General features: G+C 63.2%; 17 protein-coding genes. 15 read left to right on the top strand and 2 right to left on the bottom strand.

Annotation, left to right across the window (positions count from 1 at the left end; all coding sequences use genetic code 11):
• Positions 1-659: 659 nt before the first annotated feature.
• Complete coding sequence (locus FVE66_RS02360) at positions 660-2,111, top strand: enoyl-CoA hydratase/isomerase family protein (protein WP_161993161.1); 1,452 nt, start codon at positions 660-662, stop codon at positions 2,109-2,111.
• Between the two features lie 28 nt (positions 2,112-2,139).
• Positions 2,140-3,711, top strand: a complete 1,572-nt coding sequence (locus FVE66_RS02355; RefSeq protein ID WP_151445772.1) for a class I adenylate-forming enzyme family protein — start codon at positions 2,140-2,142, stop codon at positions 3,709-3,711.
• Between the two features lie 90 nt (positions 3,712-3,801).
• Here FVE66_RS02355 and FVE66_RS02350 read toward each other — a convergent pair whose 3' ends face one another.
• On the bottom strand, positions 3,802-4,791 hold the full coding sequence (locus FVE66_RS02350) for a Bug family tripartite tricarboxylate transporter substrate binding protein (RefSeq protein ID WP_151445771.1): 990 nt from the start codon (positions 4,789-4,791) through the stop codon (positions 3,802-3,804).
• Positions 4,792-5,267: 476 nt separating this feature from the next.
• Between FVE66_RS02350 and FVE66_RS02345 the strand changes: the two genes are divergently transcribed.
• The 13 genes from FVE66_RS02345 (at position 5,268) to FVE66_RS02285 (ending at position 17,177) form a co-directional block, all read left to right on the top strand.
• Entirely contained in the window at positions 5,268-6,155 is an 888-nt protein-coding gene (locus FVE66_RS02345) for an FAD binding domain-containing protein (protein WP_151445770.1), read from the top strand.
• A 14-nt stretch (positions 6,156-6,169) separates the two neighbouring features.
• Entirely contained in the window at positions 6,170-6,670 is a 501-nt protein-coding gene (locus tag FVE66_RS02340) for a (2Fe-2S)-binding protein (RefSeq protein WP_151445769.1), read from the top strand.
• A complete protein-coding gene (locus FVE66_RS02335; RefSeq protein WP_151445768.1) occupies positions 6,663-9,071 on the top strand; it encodes a xanthine dehydrogenase family protein molybdopterin-binding subunit in 2,409 nt (802 codons plus the stop codon). The genes FVE66_RS02340 and FVE66_RS02335 overlap by 8 nt, the downstream gene beginning before the upstream one ends.
• Before the next feature lie 30 nt (positions 9,072-9,101).
• On the top strand, positions 9,102-10,118 hold the full coding sequence (locus tag FVE66_RS02330; protein ID WP_151445767.1) for an amidohydrolase family protein: 1,017 nt from the start codon (positions 9,102-9,104) through the stop codon (positions 10,116-10,118).
• A 63-nt stretch (positions 10,119-10,181) separates the two neighbouring features.
• A complete protein-coding gene (locus FVE66_RS02325) occupies positions 10,182-10,499 on the top strand; it encodes an NIPSNAP family protein (RefSeq protein WP_151445766.1) in 318 nt (105 codons plus the stop codon).
• Positions 10,499-11,332 carry an alpha/beta fold hydrolase gene (locus FVE66_RS02320; protein ID WP_161993160.1) on the top strand — a complete coding sequence of 278 codons (834 nt, stop codon included), beginning with the start codon at positions 10,499-10,501 and terminating at the stop codon, positions 11,330-11,332. Before FVE66_RS02325 ends, FVE66_RS02320 begins: the two co-directional genes overlap by 1 nt.
• 15 nt (positions 11,333-11,347) lie before the next feature.
• Positions 11,348-12,055 carry an SRPBCC family protein gene (locus FVE66_RS02315; protein ID WP_151445764.1) on the top strand — a complete coding sequence of 236 codons (708 nt, stop codon included), beginning with the start codon at positions 11,348-11,350 and terminating at the stop codon, positions 12,053-12,055.
• 40 nt (positions 12,056-12,095) lie between these two features.
• Positions 12,096-13,088 carry a Bug family tripartite tricarboxylate transporter substrate binding protein gene (locus FVE66_RS02310; RefSeq protein WP_151445763.1) on the top strand — a complete coding sequence of 331 codons (993 nt, stop codon included), beginning with the start codon at positions 12,096-12,098 and terminating at the stop codon, positions 13,086-13,088.
• A gap of 195 nt (positions 13,089-13,283) precedes the next feature.
• Positions 13,284-14,216, top strand: coding sequence for a transcriptional regulator GcvA (gene gcvA / locus FVE66_RS02305; protein WP_161993159.1), 933 nt, complete (start codon positions 13,284-13,286; stop codon positions 14,214-14,216).
• A 137-nt stretch (positions 14,217-14,353) separates the two neighbouring features.
• Entirely contained in the window at positions 14,354-15,601 is a 1,248-nt protein-coding gene (locus FVE66_RS02300; RefSeq protein WP_151445761.1) for an aromatic ring-hydroxylating oxygenase subunit alpha, read from the top strand.
• 16 nt (positions 15,602-15,617) lie between these two features.
• The gene (locus FVE66_RS02295; protein ID WP_151445760.1) at positions 15,618-16,100 is read left to right on the top strand and encodes an aromatic-ring-hydroxylating dioxygenase subunit beta; all 483 of its coding nucleotides are present in this window, start codon (positions 15,618-15,620) and stop codon (positions 16,098-16,100) included.
• A gap of 8 nt (positions 16,101-16,108) precedes the next feature.
• Positions 16,109-16,414 carry a non-heme iron oxygenase ferredoxin subunit gene (locus tag FVE66_RS02290; RefSeq protein ID WP_151445759.1) on the top strand — a complete coding sequence of 102 codons (306 nt, stop codon included), beginning with the start codon at positions 16,109-16,111 and terminating at the stop codon, positions 16,412-16,414.
• An 85-nt stretch (positions 16,415-16,499) separates the two neighbouring features.
• The gene (locus FVE66_RS02285) at positions 16,500-17,177 is read left to right on the top strand and encodes a GntR family transcriptional regulator (RefSeq protein ID WP_151445758.1); all 678 of its coding nucleotides are present in this window, start codon (positions 16,500-16,502) and stop codon (positions 17,175-17,177) included.
• Between the two features lie 372 nt (positions 17,178-17,549).
• Here FVE66_RS02285 and FVE66_RS02280 read toward each other — a convergent pair whose 3' ends face one another.
• Positions 17,550-18,548: a Bug family tripartite tricarboxylate transporter substrate binding protein gene (locus tag FVE66_RS02280; protein ID WP_151445757.1), complete on the bottom strand. Its 999-nt coding sequence runs from the start codon at positions 18,546-18,548 to the stop codon at positions 17,550-17,552.
• Positions 18,549-18,584 lie beyond the last annotated feature (36 nt).

Raw genomic sequence — 18,584 nt, 5'->3', positions numbered from 1 at the left:
TTGTCAAGGGGCGCGGATGTCGCAGGCGATTTTCTGCCGCTCTCTGCCTTTCGTGAACAGATCCCCTCCGTCGCTTGTTTGAAGCTTCGAAAAACATTAAGAGTCAACGGTGCGCTGGGCATCGGTATAAGACACTTCATGGGGTTGGCTGATTAGGTAAGCGGCACACAGCCGAGGGATCATCTCTCGCGAACGTCGCACTGGATTAGCCCAGACATTCGCGTCTGGTTGGCGTTCGGCCCCGCCGTTGGCCAAGTGGGTTTTGACGGTGTTTTCTTTGGTTCCTTTCTTTTTTAAAAGAAAGGAACACACCCGCCGGGGTGTCTCCCGGCTTCACAACGACAGCCACCAAACCCAGCCACACGAACCGCAAGCCAAATAGCCACAAAACCACGGTGGCGGGCAACGACCCCCTTGCTTGAAACGCTGCTGCCTGAAAAACTCACGCACCACTTCACCCCTCCACCCCCCTTCTCAAATGCCGCATGGCCGCTGCAATCCCGGGCCACCCGAACTCCCTGCGTGAGTTTTTTACATGCCTTGTCAGGATATTTCAGTTGTTCGCTCGTCCCCGGCAGCCTGATACTGATAGGGCTTTGCAGAAAAAAACAGGATGCGCGCACGCGTGCCCGAGGCATATCGGAGATAAGGACGTCACCATGATCGAAAACATTCCCGCGCAAGAGCGCGGACCGCGCATGCTGGAAGCCGGCATGGCGCAGGCTGAGGTGCAGGCATTCCTGCAGGCGCTGGACTTTTGCGACGAGCGGCTCGGCGGCAAGACCGGCAGCGGCACATTAAAGGACGACGCTAGCGCGTTGCGGCAAGTCTGCCTGCAGGGCCGCGCCCTGATCGCGCAGCTGCCAGTGAAGTCGGCGCGCAGCCGCGCGCAAAAGCGCGCCGTCGAAGCGATCCAGCACCCGACCTGGCAAGCCTGCGTGTGCTTCTTCCGCCTTCATGTGCATGGCGTGTACTGCGCGCTGACCGATGACGGACACAAGTCGCTGCGCGTGGACGCCCTGCTGTCGCAGGTGGCCACGCTGCTGCCCGGCATCCTGCCGAGCGATGCCGAACTGGAACACGAACTGGGTTTCGCGCAGAAGGACAAGGACGGGCTGGAAATCATCCAGGGCCTGTTCGTCAGCGCCGTGCTGTCGCAGCAGGACATCGGCAGCCACCTGGTGCGCTCGATGCTGCGGCCGACCGCGCAGGCGCTGTCGCTGCTGGACGAGTTCATCGCCACCGGCCGCGCCGACCTGGGCGTGGTGAAAGTCGAAGTCCTTGACGGCACCGCCACCGTCACGCTGCACAACGAGCGTTACCTGAATTCGGAAGACGACACCACCGTGCAGCCGCTGGAAGTCGCCTTCGACCTGGTGCTGCTGCATCCCGACGTGCGCCTGGGCGTGCTGCGCGGCAGCGTGGTGGACCATCCCAAATACAAGGGCCGGCGCATCTTTTGCTCCGGCATCAACCTGACCCGCATATACCAGGGCAAGCAAAGCTATGTGTCCTTCCTGTTCCGGAACATGGCCATGCACCCGAAAATCTATCGCGGCATTTTGCCCGGCGATTTCGTCGACAGCATCCACGCGCCGCTCAACGAACCCGAAAACACGCTGGAAAAAATGTGGGTCGCCGTGGTCGAGACCTTCGCCATCGGCGGCGGCTGCCAGTTGTTGCTGGTGGTCGACTACGTGATCGCCGAGAGCGGTTCTTATTTCAGCCTGCCGGCGCGCAAGGAAGGCTTCATCCCCGGCGTTTCCAACATGCGCTTGCCGCGCTATGTCGGCGAGCGGCTGGCAAAGCAGGCAATCCTGTTCGACAAGCGCTTCGACGCCGATACCCCCGAGGGACGGCTGATCGCCAACGAAGTGGTAGCGCCGGACCAGATGGAATCCGCGCTGCGCAACTGCGTCGATGCGGCAGTCGGCTCCGGACTGGTCAGCGCCGGCGGCAACCGCAAGGTAATGCGTATCCAGAGCGAGCCGTTCGACCTCTTCCGCCAATACCTGGCGACCTATGCGCGGGAGCAGGCTTTCTGCAGCCTGTCGGAGCAGCTGATCGCCAACCTGGAGCGGCATTGGAACGCCAAGGAACGCAAGCTGTGATGACCGTGGAAATGCTGGAGGCAGTCGCATGCTGACCTTGTCCAACATGCTGCGTGCCACGGCGCAATGCTACGGCACGCGGCCCGCGATACTGGACGCCGATGGTGACCAGGCGGGCAACCTGAACTGGGACCAGTACTTCGAGCAGATCCGCAAGACCGCCGGCGCGCTGCGCCGCCTGGGCCTGCAGCCGGGCGACCGCTTCGCCACCCTGTGCCGCAATTGCGTGCTGCACGGCCAGTTGCTCAACGCCGGCTATTGGGCCGGCGTGGTGCCGGTGGTGCTGAATTTCCGCCTGTCGCCGGCCGAGATCGCCCAGCTTCTCGAGGACGCGCAGTGCGATGTGCTGATGATCGACAACGCCTTCCTGCCACTGCTCGACCAGTCCGCCTTTGCCCGTTACCGGGAGCGCGCGATCGTGGTGCCGGTCGACGGCAGCGATCCCTGCTTTCCGCGGCTGGACGACATGATCGCGCTGTCGGCGCCCTTGCCCGGCCATGAGGCGCATGAGGACGACGATGCCATCATCCTCTATACCGGCGGCACCACAGGACGCGGCAAGGGCGTGCGGCTGTCGCATCGCAATGTGATGTCGAACGCGCTGCAGCTATCGCGCGTGATCAATCCCGACGAGTACGACATCTACCTGCATGTGTCGCCGATGTTCCATTCGACCGACCTGAAAGCGACAGTGGTCACGATGTTCGGCGGCGGTCATGTGTATCACAAGGAATTTTCGGTCGATGCGGTGCTGCAGTCAGTGGAACGGCACCGGGTCAGCATCCTGAGCCTGGTGCCGACCATGATCGTGCGTGTCCTGAAGGAAGGACGGCTGGACCAGTACGATCTGTCCGCACTGCGGCTGGTCAGCTACGGCACGTCGCCGATCGGCGAAGGCACGCTGCGCGCGGCGATGGCTGCGTTTCCACACGCTGGCTTCCATCAATGCTACGGCCTGACCGAGGCCTCGCCGCTGCTGGCCTTGCTGGACGAGCCCGCGCACCGGCGTGCGTTACAGGACAAGCCGGAACTGTTGCGCGCGGCCGGCAGGCCGCTGCCCGGCGTCGACATGCGCTTCCTGGATGACAACGGACAGGAGGTGCCACGCGGCGAAATCGGCGAGATCGTCGTGCGCGGGCCACAAGTGAGCAAAGGCTACTGGAATCGGCCCGAGGACAATGCCAGCGCATTCCGCGACGGCTGGTTTCACACCGGCGATGTCGGGCGCCTGGATGAGGATGGCTACCTGTACGTGCTGGACCGCAAGAAGGACATGGTGATCACCGGCGGCGAGAACGTCTACACGCGGGAAGTCGAGAATGTGCTGCACCAGCATCCGGACGTGGCGGATGTGGCCGTGGTCGGCGTGCCGGATGAAAAATTCGGCGAGGCGCTGCTGGCGGCGATCGTGCTGCGCGCCGGACGGGAGGCACCGCCAGAGCAGGCGCTGATCGAGTTTTGCCGGTCGCAACTGGGCGGATTCAAGATTCCGCGGCGCTATCTGTTCGTGGACCAGTTTCCGCGCACGACGATGGGGAAGATCAGGAAGCCGGAAATTGCGCAGATGTATTTGCGCAAGGCGGAGACCGCCGCGCCCTGAGGCCCAAGGCAGGCCAAAAGCGGGCCCAAAGCAGGCCGGGACGTTTGCGCTCCCGGCCTGCATCTCACCGGCAATGGCGGTGTTGCAAACTTAGTCGATCTTGGCGCCCGAAGCCTCGACCACGGCCTTCCATTTCTTGCGGTCACTGTCAGCCAGCGCCACCACATCCTGCGGCGTGCTTGGTGTCGCTTCCAGGCTCTGCTCACGCAGACGCGCGACAAATTCCGGATTCCGCAAGACCTTGTTCAGCGCCGCATTCAACCTGGTGATCGACTCCTTCGACTGCTTGCTCTGCGCCACCAGCGCAAACCACACCGTCGTCTTCAGCTCGGGATAACCGAGTTCGTCGACCGACGGCACGTCCGGCAACTGGAACCAGCGCTTGCTCATCGTGACCGCCAGCGGACGCACCTTGCCAGCGCGAATCTGGGCCACGAGTTGCGGCATGTTGTCCGTATTCAGCTGCACTTCGCCGGAAACCACCGCCTGCATTGCCGGTCCGTTGCCCTTGTACGGCACATGCACCATGTCCAGGCCGAGGGAGCTCTTGATCAGTTCATTGAGCAGGTGGCCGGTGCTGCCCACGCCGGCGCTGGAGTATGACACCTTGCCCGGATTAGCCTTGGTGTAGGCAATGAATTCCTTGAACGTCTTCACCGGCAGCGAGGCCGGGACGACGATGGCGTTGCTGGTCTGGGCGACCAGTCCGACCGGCTGCAGGTCGGCAACGGGATCGTAGCCCAGCTTGTCCTTGAACAGGAACTGGTTGATCGACATCTGCGACTGCGTGACCATCAGGAAATAATGGTCGTCAGGCGTTGCCTTTGCAAAGGCTGCGGTGCCGAGGGTGCCGCCGGCGCCGCCCTTGTTCTCGATGACAACCTGTTGCCCGAGTTCCTCGGACAGGTTCTTTGCCACCAGGCGGGTGGTGATATCGGTCGATCCCCCTGCAGCGTAGGGCACGACGATCCTGATCGGGCGGTTGGGCCAGTTGGACTGGGCGTATGCGGATCCGGTTACGGCTGCCACGCAGGCCAGCGCGCAGCTGATACGGACGAATCGGGACAATTGCGATTTCATGGGTCTCCTTGGTTTCGCAAGATGGTCCCCGCTGGCCTTGGGAAAAGGCGCGGGATTTTTTAGAAGAATGCCGAGTATGCAGTGTCTTGTCTGCAATACCAATCCAGTTATATTCACTGCGCAGGAAAAAAACTCACGCCGGCGAAGCCTGGACGATCTGCCGCCGGCGGCCTGCGCCAGCGCCCTGCAGCCACCCCCGGTGTGACGTGGTGCATGTGCGGTTTCGCGAGTGTCAGCCTATGGCCGGGACGGGCTTGCCTGACGACTTTGGCCAGCGTGTTCCAGGCGATGGCCGTCAGGAAAAATCACACGCCATGACAATTAATCGATTGAGCATACGGGCTCCGATCCTGATACTTGCCACACTTGCTTGCCACACATGCGACCGATGCTGCATGAGCCCGGTCGCCCGAAGGAGATAAATTGAAACGCTTGAATTCGTATTGGCTCGCCACGGCGGCCGGAAAGGATCGGCCATGAAAGCGGCACCATTCGACTACGTCTGCGCCAGCAACCTCGAGCACGCGCTCGAAGTGCTCGACGCCAACGCATACGACGCAAAACTGATCGCAGGCGGCATGAGCCTTGTGCCCATGATGGCGATGCGACTGGCACGCCCTGCCCTGCTGGTCGACATCAACCGGCTGGACGAACTGAAAAACATCCGCATCGAGGCGGACAAGGTGATCATGGGCGCGGCGACCCGCCAGCGCAATGTCGAGTTCGACACCGAACTGCACAAATCGCTGCCCCTGGTGCGCGATGGCTTGAAATGGGTCGGGCATGTCCAGACCCGCAACCGCGGCACCATAGGCGGCAGCCTGGCTCACGCCGATCCGTCGGCCGAAATGCCGCTGGCCGCCAGGATACTGGATGCCACCATGCGCTTGCGCAGCAAGGCGGGCGGCGAGCGCACCGTTGCCGCATCCGAATTTTTCCAGGGACCGATGTTTACCGCGGTCGGAGAAACCGAATGCCTGGTTGAAATCGAATGGCCGGTCTGGCAAGGCCCGGGCGTGGTTACCGCGTTCGAGGAAGTCGCCATGCGCAACGGCGATTTCGCCATGGCATCCGCCGCCTGCCAGTTGCAGATCGACAGCAGCGGCATTTGCCAGCGCGCCGCGTTCGGACTCGGCGGGGTGGACGGCACGCCGCTCGCCTTCCCCGACCTGGCGCAGCAAATGATAGGCCGCAAGATCGATGAAAACCTGGCGAAAGAAATTGCGCACGCCGCTGCAAAGCGTGCCGAGCCGGGCTCGGACATGCACGCCGACGGCGAATTCCGCCGCCACCTGGCGACAGTGCTGCTGTCGCGCATCCTGGCCAGCGCCGGCCAGGGCCAGCGCGCCGCGCTCGCCGCATAAAAGGAGAGAATACGATGTCAAGCAATCTTGTAAAAGTCGAAATCAAGGTCAACGGCGTGATCCAGCCGCGGCTGATCGAGCCCCGCACCACGTTGGTGGATTTCCTGCGCGAGCATCTGCAGATGACCGGCACCCACGTCGGCTGCGAGCACGGCATCTGCGGCGCCTGCTCGGTGCTGCTCAATGGCGAGCCGGTGCGTTCATGCTGCATGTTCGCCGTGCAGGTGGACGGCATGGAAATCACCACGGTAGAAGGCCTGGCGCCGGAGCGCGGCCAGCTGTCGAAGATCCAGGATGCGTTCTGTGAAAAGCACGCCATGCAATGCGGCTATTGCACCCCCGGCATGCTGATCGCCTGCCACGCGCTAGTCGAGAAAAACCCGCATCCGGACGATGAACAGATCCGCGAAGCAATCGGCGGCAACATCTGCCGCTGCACCGGCTACCAGCAGATCGTGGACGCAGTGAAATACGCGACCAGCGACGATTCGAAGGAGGACGCCCATCATGGCTGAGCTTAATCCGTCCGCATTCCGTTACATTGGCAAGCATCGCCGCGCGGTCGAACACAAGCGCTTCGTGCTTGGCCAGGGGCATTATGCCGCCGACATCCAGCTGCCCGGCATGCTGCATGTGGCAATCGTCGCCAGCCCATATGCGAGCGCGAAGATCGTGTCGATCGACGCCTCGGAAGCGCTGGCCATGCCCGGCGTGCATGCAGTGCTGACCGGCGAGGAATTCCAGGCCAACACCGAACCTTCCCTGCCCGGCGTCGACGCCGCCAGCGTGACCCGCTATTCGCTGGCCAAGGGCGTGGTGCGCTACGCCGGCGAATGGGTGGTGGCAGTGGTCGCGGACTCGCGCGCACTGGCCGAAGACGCCAGCGAACTGGTCCAGGTCGAGTATGAACAGACCGACCATGTGATGGATCCGGAATTTGCATTGACCGAAGCGGCGCCGCTGGTCCATCCCTCGCACGGCTCGAACCAGATCTTCCGCCGCCTGTGGACCTGGGGCGAAGTTGACCAGGACTTCAGCCAGGCCGAGCACAAGCTGACCTACCGCGTGCGCTGGGCGCGCAGTTCGACGGTGCCGATCGAAACCTTCGGCGTCGCCTGCCAGTGGAACGATGCGACCCAGATCCTCGATGTCTGGGCCTCGATCCAGATGCCGAAGTATCCGGACCAGATGGCGAAATGCCTGCGCCTGCCGGGCAACAACGTGCGCGTGCATTTCGACGTCGACGTCGGCGGCAGCTATGGCGTCAAGCGCGGCCTCAAGCATTCGGTGCTGGTCGGTTACCTGGCCCGCAAGCTGGGCCGTCCGGTGCGCTTCATCGAAGACCGCCTGGAAAACATGCGTGGTGGCGACATGCAGGGCCCGGACCGTATTTTTGACGTCACGATGGCATTCAACGGCGACGGCGTGATCAAGTCGATGCGGATGCGCGCAGTCGACGATATCGGCGCCTACTCCGGCCGTTCGCCGCTGCAACTGGGCAAGCCGGTTGGCGCGATCGTCGGGCCGTACCGTATCGGCAGCGTCGAATACGAAGCGGTTTCGGTGCTGACCAACAAGACGCCACAGGAAGCCGTGCGCGGCTTCGGCCAGGCGCCGACCAACTACGCCATCGAGTCCGGTATCGACAAGGTGGCGCGCTATCTCGGCATGGACCGGATCGAACTGCGCGGTCGTAACCTGATCGGCAAGGACGAATTTCCCTACCTGATCCCGAGCGGCACCCACTACGATTCGGGCGACTACGAAACCGTGCTGGGCAAGGCCATGGCGGCGGCGCCGTTCGACCAGTTGCTGAAGCAGCGCGACGAGCTGCGCGCCCAGGGGCTGCTGGCCGGCATCGGCGTGTCGACCTGCCTGGAGCCGTCGGGCGGCAACTCGGCCTTCGAGCCGCTGTTCAATCCGAAGAACGGCACCACCACCTGGATGGATTCCTGCCTGGTGCGGATCGATCTGTCGGGCCACCTGACGGCACTGATGGGCACCTCGACCTCGGGCCAGGCGCACGAGACGCTGGTGTCGACCGTGGTCGGCGAGATCATGCAGCGCGAGCCGGACAGCATCCGCGTGCTGCATGCGGATTCGCTCAACGCGCTGCCGTCCAACAGCCCGGTCGGCAGCCGCATGGCAATCATGCTGGGCGGCGCCGCCGCTGGCGCGGCAAAGATCCTGCGCGCCAAGCTGGTGAAGATCGCCGCGCACAATCTCGGCGTGACTGAAGATGAAGTGCAGTACGAAGACGGCAATGTGGTGGTCAAGGCCGATCCGTCGCGCCGCCTGAGCTGGGATGCGCTGGTCGAAATTGCGCATCGCTTCTATCACAAGATGCCGGAAGGCATGGAGCCCGGGCTGCAGGAAAAATTCGTCTGGGAAGTGCCGACCGGCGGCAGGCTGCCGACTGCGGACGGCAAGGTGCAGATGTATCCCTGCCATTCATTCGAATCGCACATCATCCTGACCAGCATCGACCCCGAGACCGGCAAGCTGAAAATCCATCGCTATGTCTGCGGCCACGACTGCGGCGTGATGATCAGCCCGGACGTGGTGCACGGCATGGCCTACGGCGGCATCGCCCACGGCCTGGGCGCGGCGCTGATGGAGAAGTTCGCGTTCTCCGAAGAAGGCCAGCTGCTATCGGGTACATTCATGGACTACCTGCTGCCCAGCGCGGAGGAAGTGCCGACGATCACCATCGTCGACCACTGCACGCCGTCGCCGCTGACCGAGTTCGGCCAGAAAGGCTCGGGCGAAGCCGGCTACCTCGGCGCCCCGGCCGCGATTGCCAGCGCGGTCAACGATGCGCTGGCGCCGGTCAATGCCTCGCTGGACGCGCTGCCGATGACGCCGCAGGCGATCTGGCGCGCTCTGCAGCTGGCAGGAAAAATCAACGCAAAATAATGCAAGACAACGCACAAGGAAAAAGAAGAAATGGCTGAGCTGATCATTGACGTACATGCCCACTACATCCCGCGCGCCGCGCTCGACCAGTTCGAGGACAGCAAGCACCTGTTCCCTTCGGTCAGCCTGACGAAGAGCGAAGCCGGCACCCGCATGTCTTTCGCCGGCGGCGAAATGACGCGTCCGATCTCGCCCAAGCTGTCCGACCTGGCCGACCGCAAGGCGTGGATGGACAAGAACAACATCGACCACCAGCTGCTGGGCGGCTGGCTCGACAGCTTCGCCTACGAAATCCCGGCAGCGGAAGGCGCGGCATGGAGCCGCTACCTGAACCGCCACATGCTGGAAGGCCTGAAGGACGAGCAGCGCTTCACCGCGCTGGCCACCGTGCCGCTGCAGGACGGCAAGCTGGCAGCCGAAGTGCTGGGCGAAGCATGGGAGCAGGGCTTTGGCGGCGCCATGATCGGCACGCTGCCGCACGGCCTCTCGGGCGTGCTGGACTCGCCCGACCTGGACCCGTTCTGGCAGAAGGCGGACGACCTGGGCGCGGCAATCTTCCTGCACCCGATGTTCGTGTGCGGCGAGCCGCGCCTGGCCGACTACGACCTGGTGAATGCGCTGGGCCGCGTGGCCGATACCTCGATCGCGGTGTCCCGCCTGCTGTACTCCGGCCACCTGCTCAAATACACCAAGCTGAAGCTGGTGCTGGCGCACGGCGGCGCGATGCTGCCGTTCGTGATGGGCCGCCTGCAGCGCAGCCACGCCATCTCGCATGGCAAGTATGCAGATCCGCGCAAGGGTTTCGAAGCGCTGTATTTCGACAGCGTGGTGTTCGACCATGACGTGCTGGAATGGCTGCACAAGAAATCCGGCGACGACAAGATCATGCTCGGCTCGGACATGCCGTTCCCGATCGGCGATCCGGAACCGCGCCGCATCATCGAGGAAGGCTCTTACCTTGGCGCTGTGCAGCGCCGCCAGATGCTGAGCAGTACCGCGCAAAAAGTCTTCCGCCTGCGCGCCGACCACGAAGCCGCAAAAGCCTGAACCGGCCCGGCTGGCTGGCCGGCCGGATTGTGAACGCCAAAAAACACCAACAAGGAAAAAGACATGATCTACGAACTGAAAAAATATGTGCCGAACGCCGGCAAATCCCAGGCCCTGAAAGAGCGTTTCGAGAAAGTCACGCTTCCGATCTTTGCCCGCGTCGGCGTCAAGGTCGCGCACGTCTTCGAAAACCCGGCAGAGCCGGAAGCGCTGTACTACATGACCTGCTTCGACACCGCCGAACAACGCGACGCGGCATGGAAGGCATTCGGCGCCGATGCAGAATGGAAGGCAGCCAAGGCCGCCAGCGAAACCGACGGCCCGCTGCTGGCGTCGCAGACATCGGTCGACCTGCAGCCGACCGCTTTCTCGCCGAAGTGATGACAGCCGCCACCATCAGCCGCGTGCGCGGCGCGGCCGGCGCGACCGGCGCGGCCAACGAAATTGCGCTGCACACCTGGGGCGCGCCGGATGCGCCGGTGGTGCTGCTGGCGCATTCGATCCTGGCCTCCAGCATGATGTGGGAACGCCAGGGTGCGCTGCTGGCGCAGCAGGGCTTCCGCGCGATCGCCATGGACACCCGCGGCCACGGCGGCTCGGACGCCCCGGTCCCGCCCTATTCGATGGACGACCTGGCGGCCGACACCGTGGCGGTGATGGATGCGCTCAAGATCGAGCGCGCGCATTACATCGGCTTGTCGCTGGGCGGCATGTCCGGCTTCGGCCTTGGTATCTCGCACGGCGAGCGCTTGCTCAGCATGGTGCTGTGCGACGCCCGCGCCGATGCGCCGGCGCCTTTCGCCGCAGTGTGGGACGACCGCATTGCGGCAGCGCGCGAGCATGGCTGCCAGGTACTGGCAACGGCCACTGCCGAGCGCTGGTTCGGCCGCGATTTCATGGAACGCAACCCGGATGTGGCGCAGCGTTTCCTGGCGACCATCGGCGCCACCAGCATCGCCGGCTTCATCGGCTGCGCGCAGGCAATCCAGGGGCTGGACTACCTGAAAGACGTGCAGCGCATCAAGGTTCCCGTGACGCTGGTGGTCGGCTCGAAGGATGTGCCGCTGCCGGATGCAATGATCGATATCCAGTCCCGTATTGCGGGTGCGAAAATCGAAATCATTGCCGATGCCGGCCACTTGCCCAATATCGACCAGCCGGATGCGTTCGACGCTGCCTTGTTGCGTCATTTCGCGCAGTTCGCGCCTCGCTAGACATACGGAGATTTGATGGAAATTACTGGCAAGCAAACGATCGCAGCGCCCCGGACCGCGGTCTGGGACGCACTCAACGATCCTGCAATACTGAAGAACTGCCTGCCCGGCTGCGAGTCGGTCGAGCGGGTCACCCCGGATGAATTCAAGGTGGTGCTGGCCGCTGCCATCGGTCCGCTGCGGGCGAAGTTCAGCGGCAAGCTGCGCATCGCCGACGCCAACCCGCCCAGCACCTGCACCATGGTGTTCGAGGGCCAGGGCGGCGCCGTCGGATTCGGCAAGGGCAGCTCGACCGTGACCCTGGAAGAAGTCGCGGACGGCACCGAGCTGTCCTATTCGGCCAAGGCGCAGGTGGGCGGCAAGCTGGCGCAAGTCGGCTCGCGCCTGATCGACAGCGTCGCCAAGAAGATGTCGGACGATTTTTTCAATGCGTTCAAGAAGCAACTGCAAGCTGTTGCCCCGGCCGAGGCTGCCGCCGGTGATGTCCCGGCTCCCGCCGCTGTTCCGGTTTCTGGTTCTGCTACGGCTGCGATCGTGGCACCGGCACAAGCCGTCGCAGTGCCGGCGACGAGCGTGGCAGGCGCTTCTGTTCCTGTTGTGACGCCAGCATCAACGCCGTCTGCAATCCCCAACCAAGCCATGACTGTTCCTGCATGGTGGCTGCTGGTGGCTGCCTTTGTCGGGGCAGCTTCTGCAATTGCGGGCGCCGTACTGGTCCGCTGATTTCCCTGCTGTTCCAACCGAGACCATAAAGAGACCATAAATGAATAAAATTGATCAACGTCGCCGCTCCCTCATGGTGGCAGGCATGGCCGGTGCGGCCAGTGCCGCAATCGGCTTCCCCGGCATCGCGTCGGCCCAGGGCAAGACCATCAAGATCATCGTCGGCTTCCCGGCCGGCCAGGCGACCGACAGCGTCGCACGCCTGCTGGCCGAGAAGCTGCGCCCCGCAACCGGCGACAACTACATCGTCGAGAACAGGCCGGGCCAGGGCGGCAGCATTGCGCTCGGCGCGCTGGCAAAAGCGCCCAACGATGGCACCACCTGGATGCTGGCCCACATGTCGGCCGTGGCCGCCACGCCGCATTTGTACAAGAGCGTCCCCTACGACACGCTGAAGGATTTCGAAGGTGCCGGGCTGGTCGGCGACCTGCCTTTCATGCTGGTCTGCAATCCTTCGCTGCCGATCAACAACGTGCAAGAACTGGTGCAGTACGCCAAGGCCAATCCGGACAAGCTGACCAATGCCTCGTCGGGCAACGGCACCGTGTCGCACCTGGCGATGGAAGAGCTGAAGCGTCGCGCCGGCATCAAGATCGTCCATGTGCCCTACAAGGGCAGCTCGCAGGGCCTGACCGACGTCGTCTCCGGCAACGTGTCATGCGCGCTTGAAACGGCTGCTGCGGTACGGCCTTTCGTCCAGTCCGGCAAGCTGCGCCTGCTGGCTGCCGGCACGCGCAAGCGCCTGGCTGCCCCGCTCAACGCACCGACGCTGGCTGAACAGGGTTTCACCGACTTCAATGCGGCGACCTGGTTGATGGCGCTCTATCCCGCCGGCACCCCCAAGCCTGTCCTCAAGTCGACCTTCGACGCCATCGGCAAGATCGTGCGCGATCCTGAGACCGAGCAGCGCCTGGTCCAGATGGGCCTGCTGCCGCGCCTGTCGGCCAGCCCGGAAGAATCCCAGGCTTACGTCAAGTCTGAGTTCAAGTTCTGGGGCGATGTCGTCAAGCGCAGCGGTGCCTCGCTCGACTGAGTCCGCGATGCATAAGCATGGCCGCCCTCCCCGGGCGGCTTTCTCGCACCACCCCGCGGCGGCCTGTATTTTGCCCCGCGGGCAATGCGAATGGCATAATGAGGCGCCGCGTTTGCCGGCTTCTCGTCATGCCGCAGGCATTCGATGAAGGCCGGGCGCCCCGACCGGGCAGCACGACGGCATTCCGAAGCCAAGATGATCCGAAAACTTCCTCCACTCAACGCCGTTCGCGCCTTCGAAGTCGCTGCCCGCCATGTGAGCTTCACGCGGGCCGCCGAGGAATTGAGCGTCACCCATGGCGCAGTGAGCCGGCAGGTGGCATTGCTGGAAGAATGGCTGGGCAAGGAATTGTTCCGCCGCTCCGCCTCCCAACTTTCCCTGACCGAAGCCGGCAGGACCTATCTGGCCGAGGTGAGCGCGGTGCTGGACCGGCTGGCGGTTGCCTCCATGTATGTGAAGGAACAGGCCGGGCCGACCGCATTCCACATCAATGCGCCGCCGACCTTCACCATGCGCTGGCTGATTGCGCGCATGGCCAGCTTCCAGCGCCGCCATCCCGAAGTCGAAATCAGGCTGACCACATCGCTGGCTCCCGTCAATTTCCAGGAGCACGGCTACGACGTCGCGATCCGCGGCGCCCACGCGCCGCTGGAGGGCTGCAGTTCGCTGCCTTTCATGACCGAGATCACCGCCGCCGTCTGTCACCCGGACCTGCTGGGCGGGGTCAAGCTGATGCGTCCCGCGGACCTGGAACGACAGGCGCTGATCAGCTACGCTACCGAGCCCTTTTCCTGGCGCGACTGGCTGACCGAAGTCGGGCAGCCCGATCTGCGCCCGGCCAGCACGCTGAAGTTCGAGCAGATGTACTTCGCGCTGCAGGCGGCACAGGAAGGCCTCGGTTTCGTGCTGGTGCCGCTGTTCCTCGCGATCGATGACATCCTGGCCGGACGCCTGTGCGCGCCGTTTGGCATGCTGGGCGCCAGCCGCCGCAACTATTACGCGAACTTCTCCACCAGTTCGGCCAATTATCCCGTGGTGCGCGGATTCTACGAGTGGCTGGTGCGTGAAGGTCACGACACCGAGGAATCGATCCTCGCGTGGGCCCAGTCCATGGGCTGGCGGGTGTAAATAATTTCCGGAAATCCAGCGCACGAGGCTGCGCAAAAAAAGAATATAGACTATATTCTTTCCTGATATTGTCCGGTGAGCGCTTGCGGCTGCGCGTGAACCGCCCTCGTGTCGTCCAACTTTCGAGCCTGCCAAACATGTCCGAACCTATCCCTGCCGCCACCGTCACCTGGCCGACCAAAGACTCGTCCCGCGTCCCTTTCCAGGTCTTCGTCGACCAGGACCTGTACGAGCGCGAGCAGACCACGCTGTTTCGCGGGCCGGTATGGAATTTCGTCGGCGTCGACATCGAGATCCCGAACGCCGGCGACTACAAGACCACCTTCGTCGGCGATACGCCGGTGGTGGTGGTGCGCGACCATGATGGCAAGATAAATTGCGTGGTCAACCGCTGCGCGCACCGCGGTGCGACACTGTGCTTCGATTCCGGCGGCAACAAGGAAGACTTCACCTGCGCGTATCACAACTGGCGCTACGACCTGTCCGGCACCCTGAAAAGCGTGGCCTTCCAGCAGGGGGTGCGCCGGGTCGGCGGCATGCCACCGGACTTCGACATGTGCAAGCACAACCTGACGAAGCTTCGGGTTGAAACCATCTGCGGCATCGTTTTCGCGACTTTCTCCGACGACACGCCGCCACTCGAAACCTACCTCGGGCCGCGCATGGTGCACCACATACGCCGCACCTTCTCGCGCCCGATCGAGATCCTCGGCACCAGTTCGCAGGTCCTGCACAGCAACTGGAAGCTGTACATCGAGAACGTCAAGGATTCGTACCACGCCAGCCTGCTGCACACATTCTTCACCACCTTCAAGCTGAACCGGCTGACGATGGAAGGCGGCGTGCTCACCGAGAGCAACGGCGGCAACCACATCAGCTGGTCCAAGCGCGACACCGACAAGGCCGAAGGCACGTCCTACGAAAAGTCCGGCGAACTGCGCGCGATGATGGACGACTTCAGCCTGGCCGACCCGAGCCTGCTGAAGGTATGGGGCGAGTTCGACGATGGCATCACCCATGCGATCCAGGCGATCTTCCCCACTTTCGTGGTGCAGCAGGTGCAGAACTCGCTGGCCCTGCGGCTGCTGGTGCCGCGCGGCGTCGACAAGTCGGAACTGTTCTGGATCATGATCGGCTACGCGGACGACACGCCGGAGCAGCGCGACATGCGCCTGCGGCAAAGCAACCTGGTGGGGCCGGCCGGGCTGGTGTCGATGGAAGACGGCATCATTGGCGAATTCGTGCAGCGCGCGATCAAGCGCGACACCGACAAGAACGCGGTGCTGGAAATGGGCGGCCGCGATGTGGAAGACCAGCAGTCGCGCGTGAGCGAGGCAGCGGTGCGCGGCTTCTGGCAAGCCTATCGCGGCGTGATGGGCCTGTGAGCGGAAAGGGACAACAATGAATGACGTGAACAATTCCGAACTGCTGCAGCGCGTGGAACGGCTGCAGACCGACTATGTCAACACGATCGACGAGGAACGCTACCGCGACCTGCCCGACTTCTTCACCGAGCGCGGCCGCTATCGCATCATCTCGAAGGAAAACCACCAGCGCGGCCGGCCTTTCGGGCTGGTGTTCTGCGACAGCCGCGCCATGTTTCGCGACCGCATCGTGTCGATGTTCAAGGCCAACATCTTCGAGCCGCATACCTACCGCCACCTGACCGGCCGTACCACGCTCGGCCGCGGCGCCGACGGTGTGCTGGAAGCCCGCACCAGTTACATGGTCGCCCGCATCATGCATGACGGCGCCCAGGAATTGTTCAGCACCGGCGTCTATCTTGACCGCATGGTCGAAGAAGATGGCAAACTGCTGTTTTGTGAAAAAATTGTCGTCACTGACTCCAGTCGCGTCGATGCGCTGCTGGTAATACCCCTCTAGGAGTTTGAATGGCCTGGCAAAAAGTCGCCCGCGAAGATGCAATCGATGCGGATATTCCCACTGCCGTTTCGGTCGGCGAGCAGCTGATCGCACTGTACAAGGTGGACGGACAGGTATACGGCACCAGCAATGTGTGCACCCACCAGTTTGCATTGCTGTCGGATGGTTATATCGACGGCGACTGCATCGAATGCCCCTTGCACCAGGCCTTGTTCCATATTCCGACCGGGAAGCTGCGCTCGGGACCGACTTGCGATGATCTGAAGACCTTTCCGATCAAGATCGAGGACGGCGAGGTTTTTGTTGATTGCTAGTGAAGCGGAGACGGGTCCCGGCCCGGATGGCATTCCCGCCGGACGCTGCCCGGCCTGAGCCGGCCTGCATGTCCCGAACTGACCAATGACTACGAAGTCACAGGCACCGCTGTCGATCGTGCGCGTGAAAATCGCGCCGCAGATCGTCGAACGGCTGCGTGAAGAGATCGTGACCGGCGTCTGGACGCCAGGCGCGACCTTGCCCGCCAATGTGCTGTCGGCCCGCTTCGGGGTGTCGCACATTCCGATCCGCGAAGCCTTGCTGGTGCTGGAATCCGAAGGCTTCCTGAGCCTGGCGCCGAACCGGGTGGCGATCGTCACCGAACCCACCATTGCGGCTACCAGCGACAAGCTGATCGTGCTGCGCAATCTCGAAGGCCTGGCTGCCGAACTGGCGTGCGCGCAGGCGACCGACGCTGACATGGAGGACCTGCTGCGCCTGCAGCGCGATCTGGAACACTGTTTCGAGTCGCATGACCTGGCCGGCTATCACCAGGCCAACCAGGCCTTCCACCGGCGGCTGGTGGACGCTGCCGACAACCAGACCCTGTCCGATTTCCACCAGGCGTTGACGCGGCATCTGGAATGGGCACGGGTGCGCTCGAAGATCCGGGCTGAATTCCTGGCCGATGCGCCGCAGCAGCACAGGCAGATCATCGATTGCCTGCGCAAGCGGGACGGGGTGTCAGCGCGGCGGATGGCGGAGGAGCATTTTGCGCTGGTGAGCGAGGTGATATTGAGGGGTTTGCGGGAACAGGGGTGACAGCGTTGACCTGCCCGCGCCAGGAACACTCCCTGGCTTTCAGGGCTGTTCATTACCGATATCCGTGCGTGAGTGGTTTGGTGATTTGGTGGCTCGGCGGCTTTTGGCTTGCGGGTCGTGTGGCTGGATTTGATGGCTGTGGCTGTGAAGCCGCACCAACCGCAAGCCACAAACCGAAAAGCCTAAAGCACATCGCGGTAATAAGGCTGCTGGACCCCATCCCCACCCCAACCCTCCCCTTGAAAGGGAGGGAGCATTCATGGCGCGCGCCGGCCTACGCCATGAACACAGGCCAGTGGCAATGACCAGCCCTTGAAAAGCAGGGAACTACCGCGGGATCGACCTTCTGCGCCATTCCCGCAGCGCTATGCACTACTCCGCCGTAGCACCCGACGAAGCAATCACCTTCGCCCACTGCTCCAGATCCTTCTTCACGAACGACCCCAGCTGCGCCGAACTGCTGCCGATCGGCGTGGCACCCAGCGACATCAGGCTCTCGCGGAACTGTGGAAAGTTGACCGCGACGTTGACCTCTTTTGCCAGCTTGTCGACGATCGCTTGCGGCGTCTTGGCCGGGGCGAACAGCGCGTACCACGCGGTCACTTCAAACCCGTTCATGCCCTGCTCCGCATAAGTCGGCACATCCAGCCCCGGGATGCGCTTGTCGGACGCAATCGCGATCGCCTTCAGCTTGCCGGCCTTGATGTTGGTCGCTGCAGCCGTGTACTCGATCGACATGAAGCCAATCTGTCCGCCCATCAGGTCGGTCATGGCGGCGCCCGATCCCTTGTACGGCGCATGGATGACGTCAATGCCAACCCGCGATTTCAGCATTTCGCCGGCAAGGTGGTGCGGCGAGCCAATCCCGGCCGAACCGAATGCCAGGCCCGGCTTGGACTTCGCATAGCGGATGAATTCCTGCAGGTTGTTGGCCGGCGTGGACGGATGCACGATCAGTACGTGCGGAATGGTAGCGATCAGCGAGACCGGTTCGAAATCCTTGACCGCGTCATACGGCTTGGTCTTGTACAGCGTCGGGTTGATGCCGTGGGTGGTGGTGGCCCCGAGCAGCAGCGTGTAGCCGTCTGCCGGCGAACGCATCACCGCCTGGGTGCCGATGATGCCAGCGGCGCCGGGCCGGTTTTCGACCACGAACGACTGGTTCAACTGGGCGTTCAGACGGGTGGCCACGCTACGGGCAATGAAATCAAGCGCGCCGCCCGGCGTGAACGGGGCAACGATCTTGACCGGCTTGTCGGGGTAGGCCGACACAGCCTGGGATTGCGCTACCGCATGGCCGGCAGTAGCGGCAAGGGCGAGTAGCGCGATGCTGCGGGTAAACGCTTTGAGTCCTTTGAAGCAGTAATGCATTGCAGTCTCCGATCACAAGGGGGTGTGTATTATTTT

Origin of the sequence: Lacisediminimonas profundi (genome assembly GCF_008831265.1) — a bacterium.
Lineage (GTDB): Bacteria > Pseudomonadota > Gammaproteobacteria > Burkholderiales > Burkholderiaceae_D > Lacisediminimonas > Lacisediminimonas profundi.
The sequence above is the reverse complement of the archived record's forward strand: the minus strand, read 5'-3'. Positions and strand labels throughout refer to the sequence as shown.

Coding starts and splice junctions, on each gene's coding strand:
- FVE66_RS02360 (WP_161993161.1), top strand. CDS start 660: ATGATCGAAAACATTCCCGCGCAAGAGCGCGGACCGCGCATGCTGGAA.
- FVE66_RS02355 (WP_151445772.1), top strand. CDS start 2,140: ATGCTGACCTTGTCCAACATGCTGCGTGCCACGGCGCAATGCTACGGC.
- FVE66_RS02350 (WP_151445771.1), bottom strand. CDS start 4,791: ATGAAATCGCAATTGTCCCGATTCGTCCGTATCAGCTGCGCGCTGGCC.
- FVE66_RS02345 (WP_151445770.1), top strand. CDS start 5,268: ATGAAAGCGGCACCATTCGACTACGTCTGCGCCAGCAACCTCGAGCAC.
- FVE66_RS02340 (WP_151445769.1), top strand. CDS start 6,170: ATGTCAAGCAATCTTGTAAAAGTCGAAATCAAGGTCAACGGCGTGATC.
- FVE66_RS02335 (WP_151445768.1), top strand. CDS start 6,663: ATGGCTGAGCTTAATCCGTCCGCATTCCGTTACATTGGCAAGCATCGC.
- FVE66_RS02330 (WP_151445767.1), top strand. CDS start 9,102: ATGGCTGAGCTGATCATTGACGTACATGCCCACTACATCCCGCGCGCC.
- FVE66_RS02325 (WP_151445766.1), top strand. CDS start 10,182: ATGATCTACGAACTGAAAAAATATGTGCCGAACGCCGGCAAATCCCAG.
- FVE66_RS02320 (WP_161993160.1), top strand. CDS start 10,499: ATGACAGCCGCCACCATCAGCCGCGTGCGCGGCGCGGCCGGCGCGACC.
- FVE66_RS02315 (WP_151445764.1), top strand. CDS start 11,348: ATGGAAATTACTGGCAAGCAAACGATCGCAGCGCCCCGGACCGCGGTC.
- FVE66_RS02310 (WP_151445763.1), top strand. CDS start 12,096: ATGAATAAAATTGATCAACGTCGCCGCTCCCTCATGGTGGCAGGCATG.
- gcvA (WP_161993159.1), top strand. CDS start 13,284: ATGATCCGAAAACTTCCTCCACTCAACGCCGTTCGCGCCTTCGAAGTC.
- FVE66_RS02300 (WP_151445761.1), top strand. CDS start 14,354: ATGTCCGAACCTATCCCTGCCGCCACCGTCACCTGGCCGACCAAAGAC.
- FVE66_RS02295 (WP_151445760.1), top strand. CDS start 15,618: ATGAATGACGTGAACAATTCCGAACTGCTGCAGCGCGTGGAACGGCTG.
- FVE66_RS02290 (WP_151445759.1), top strand. CDS start 16,109: ATGGCCTGGCAAAAAGTCGCCCGCGAAGATGCAATCGATGCGGATATT.
- FVE66_RS02285 (WP_151445758.1), top strand. CDS start 16,500: ATGACTACGAAGTCACAGGCACCGCTGTCGATCGTGCGCGTGAAAATC.
- FVE66_RS02280 (WP_151445757.1), bottom strand. CDS start 18,548: ATGCATTACTGCTTCAAAGGACTCAAAGCGTTTACCCGCAGCATCGCG.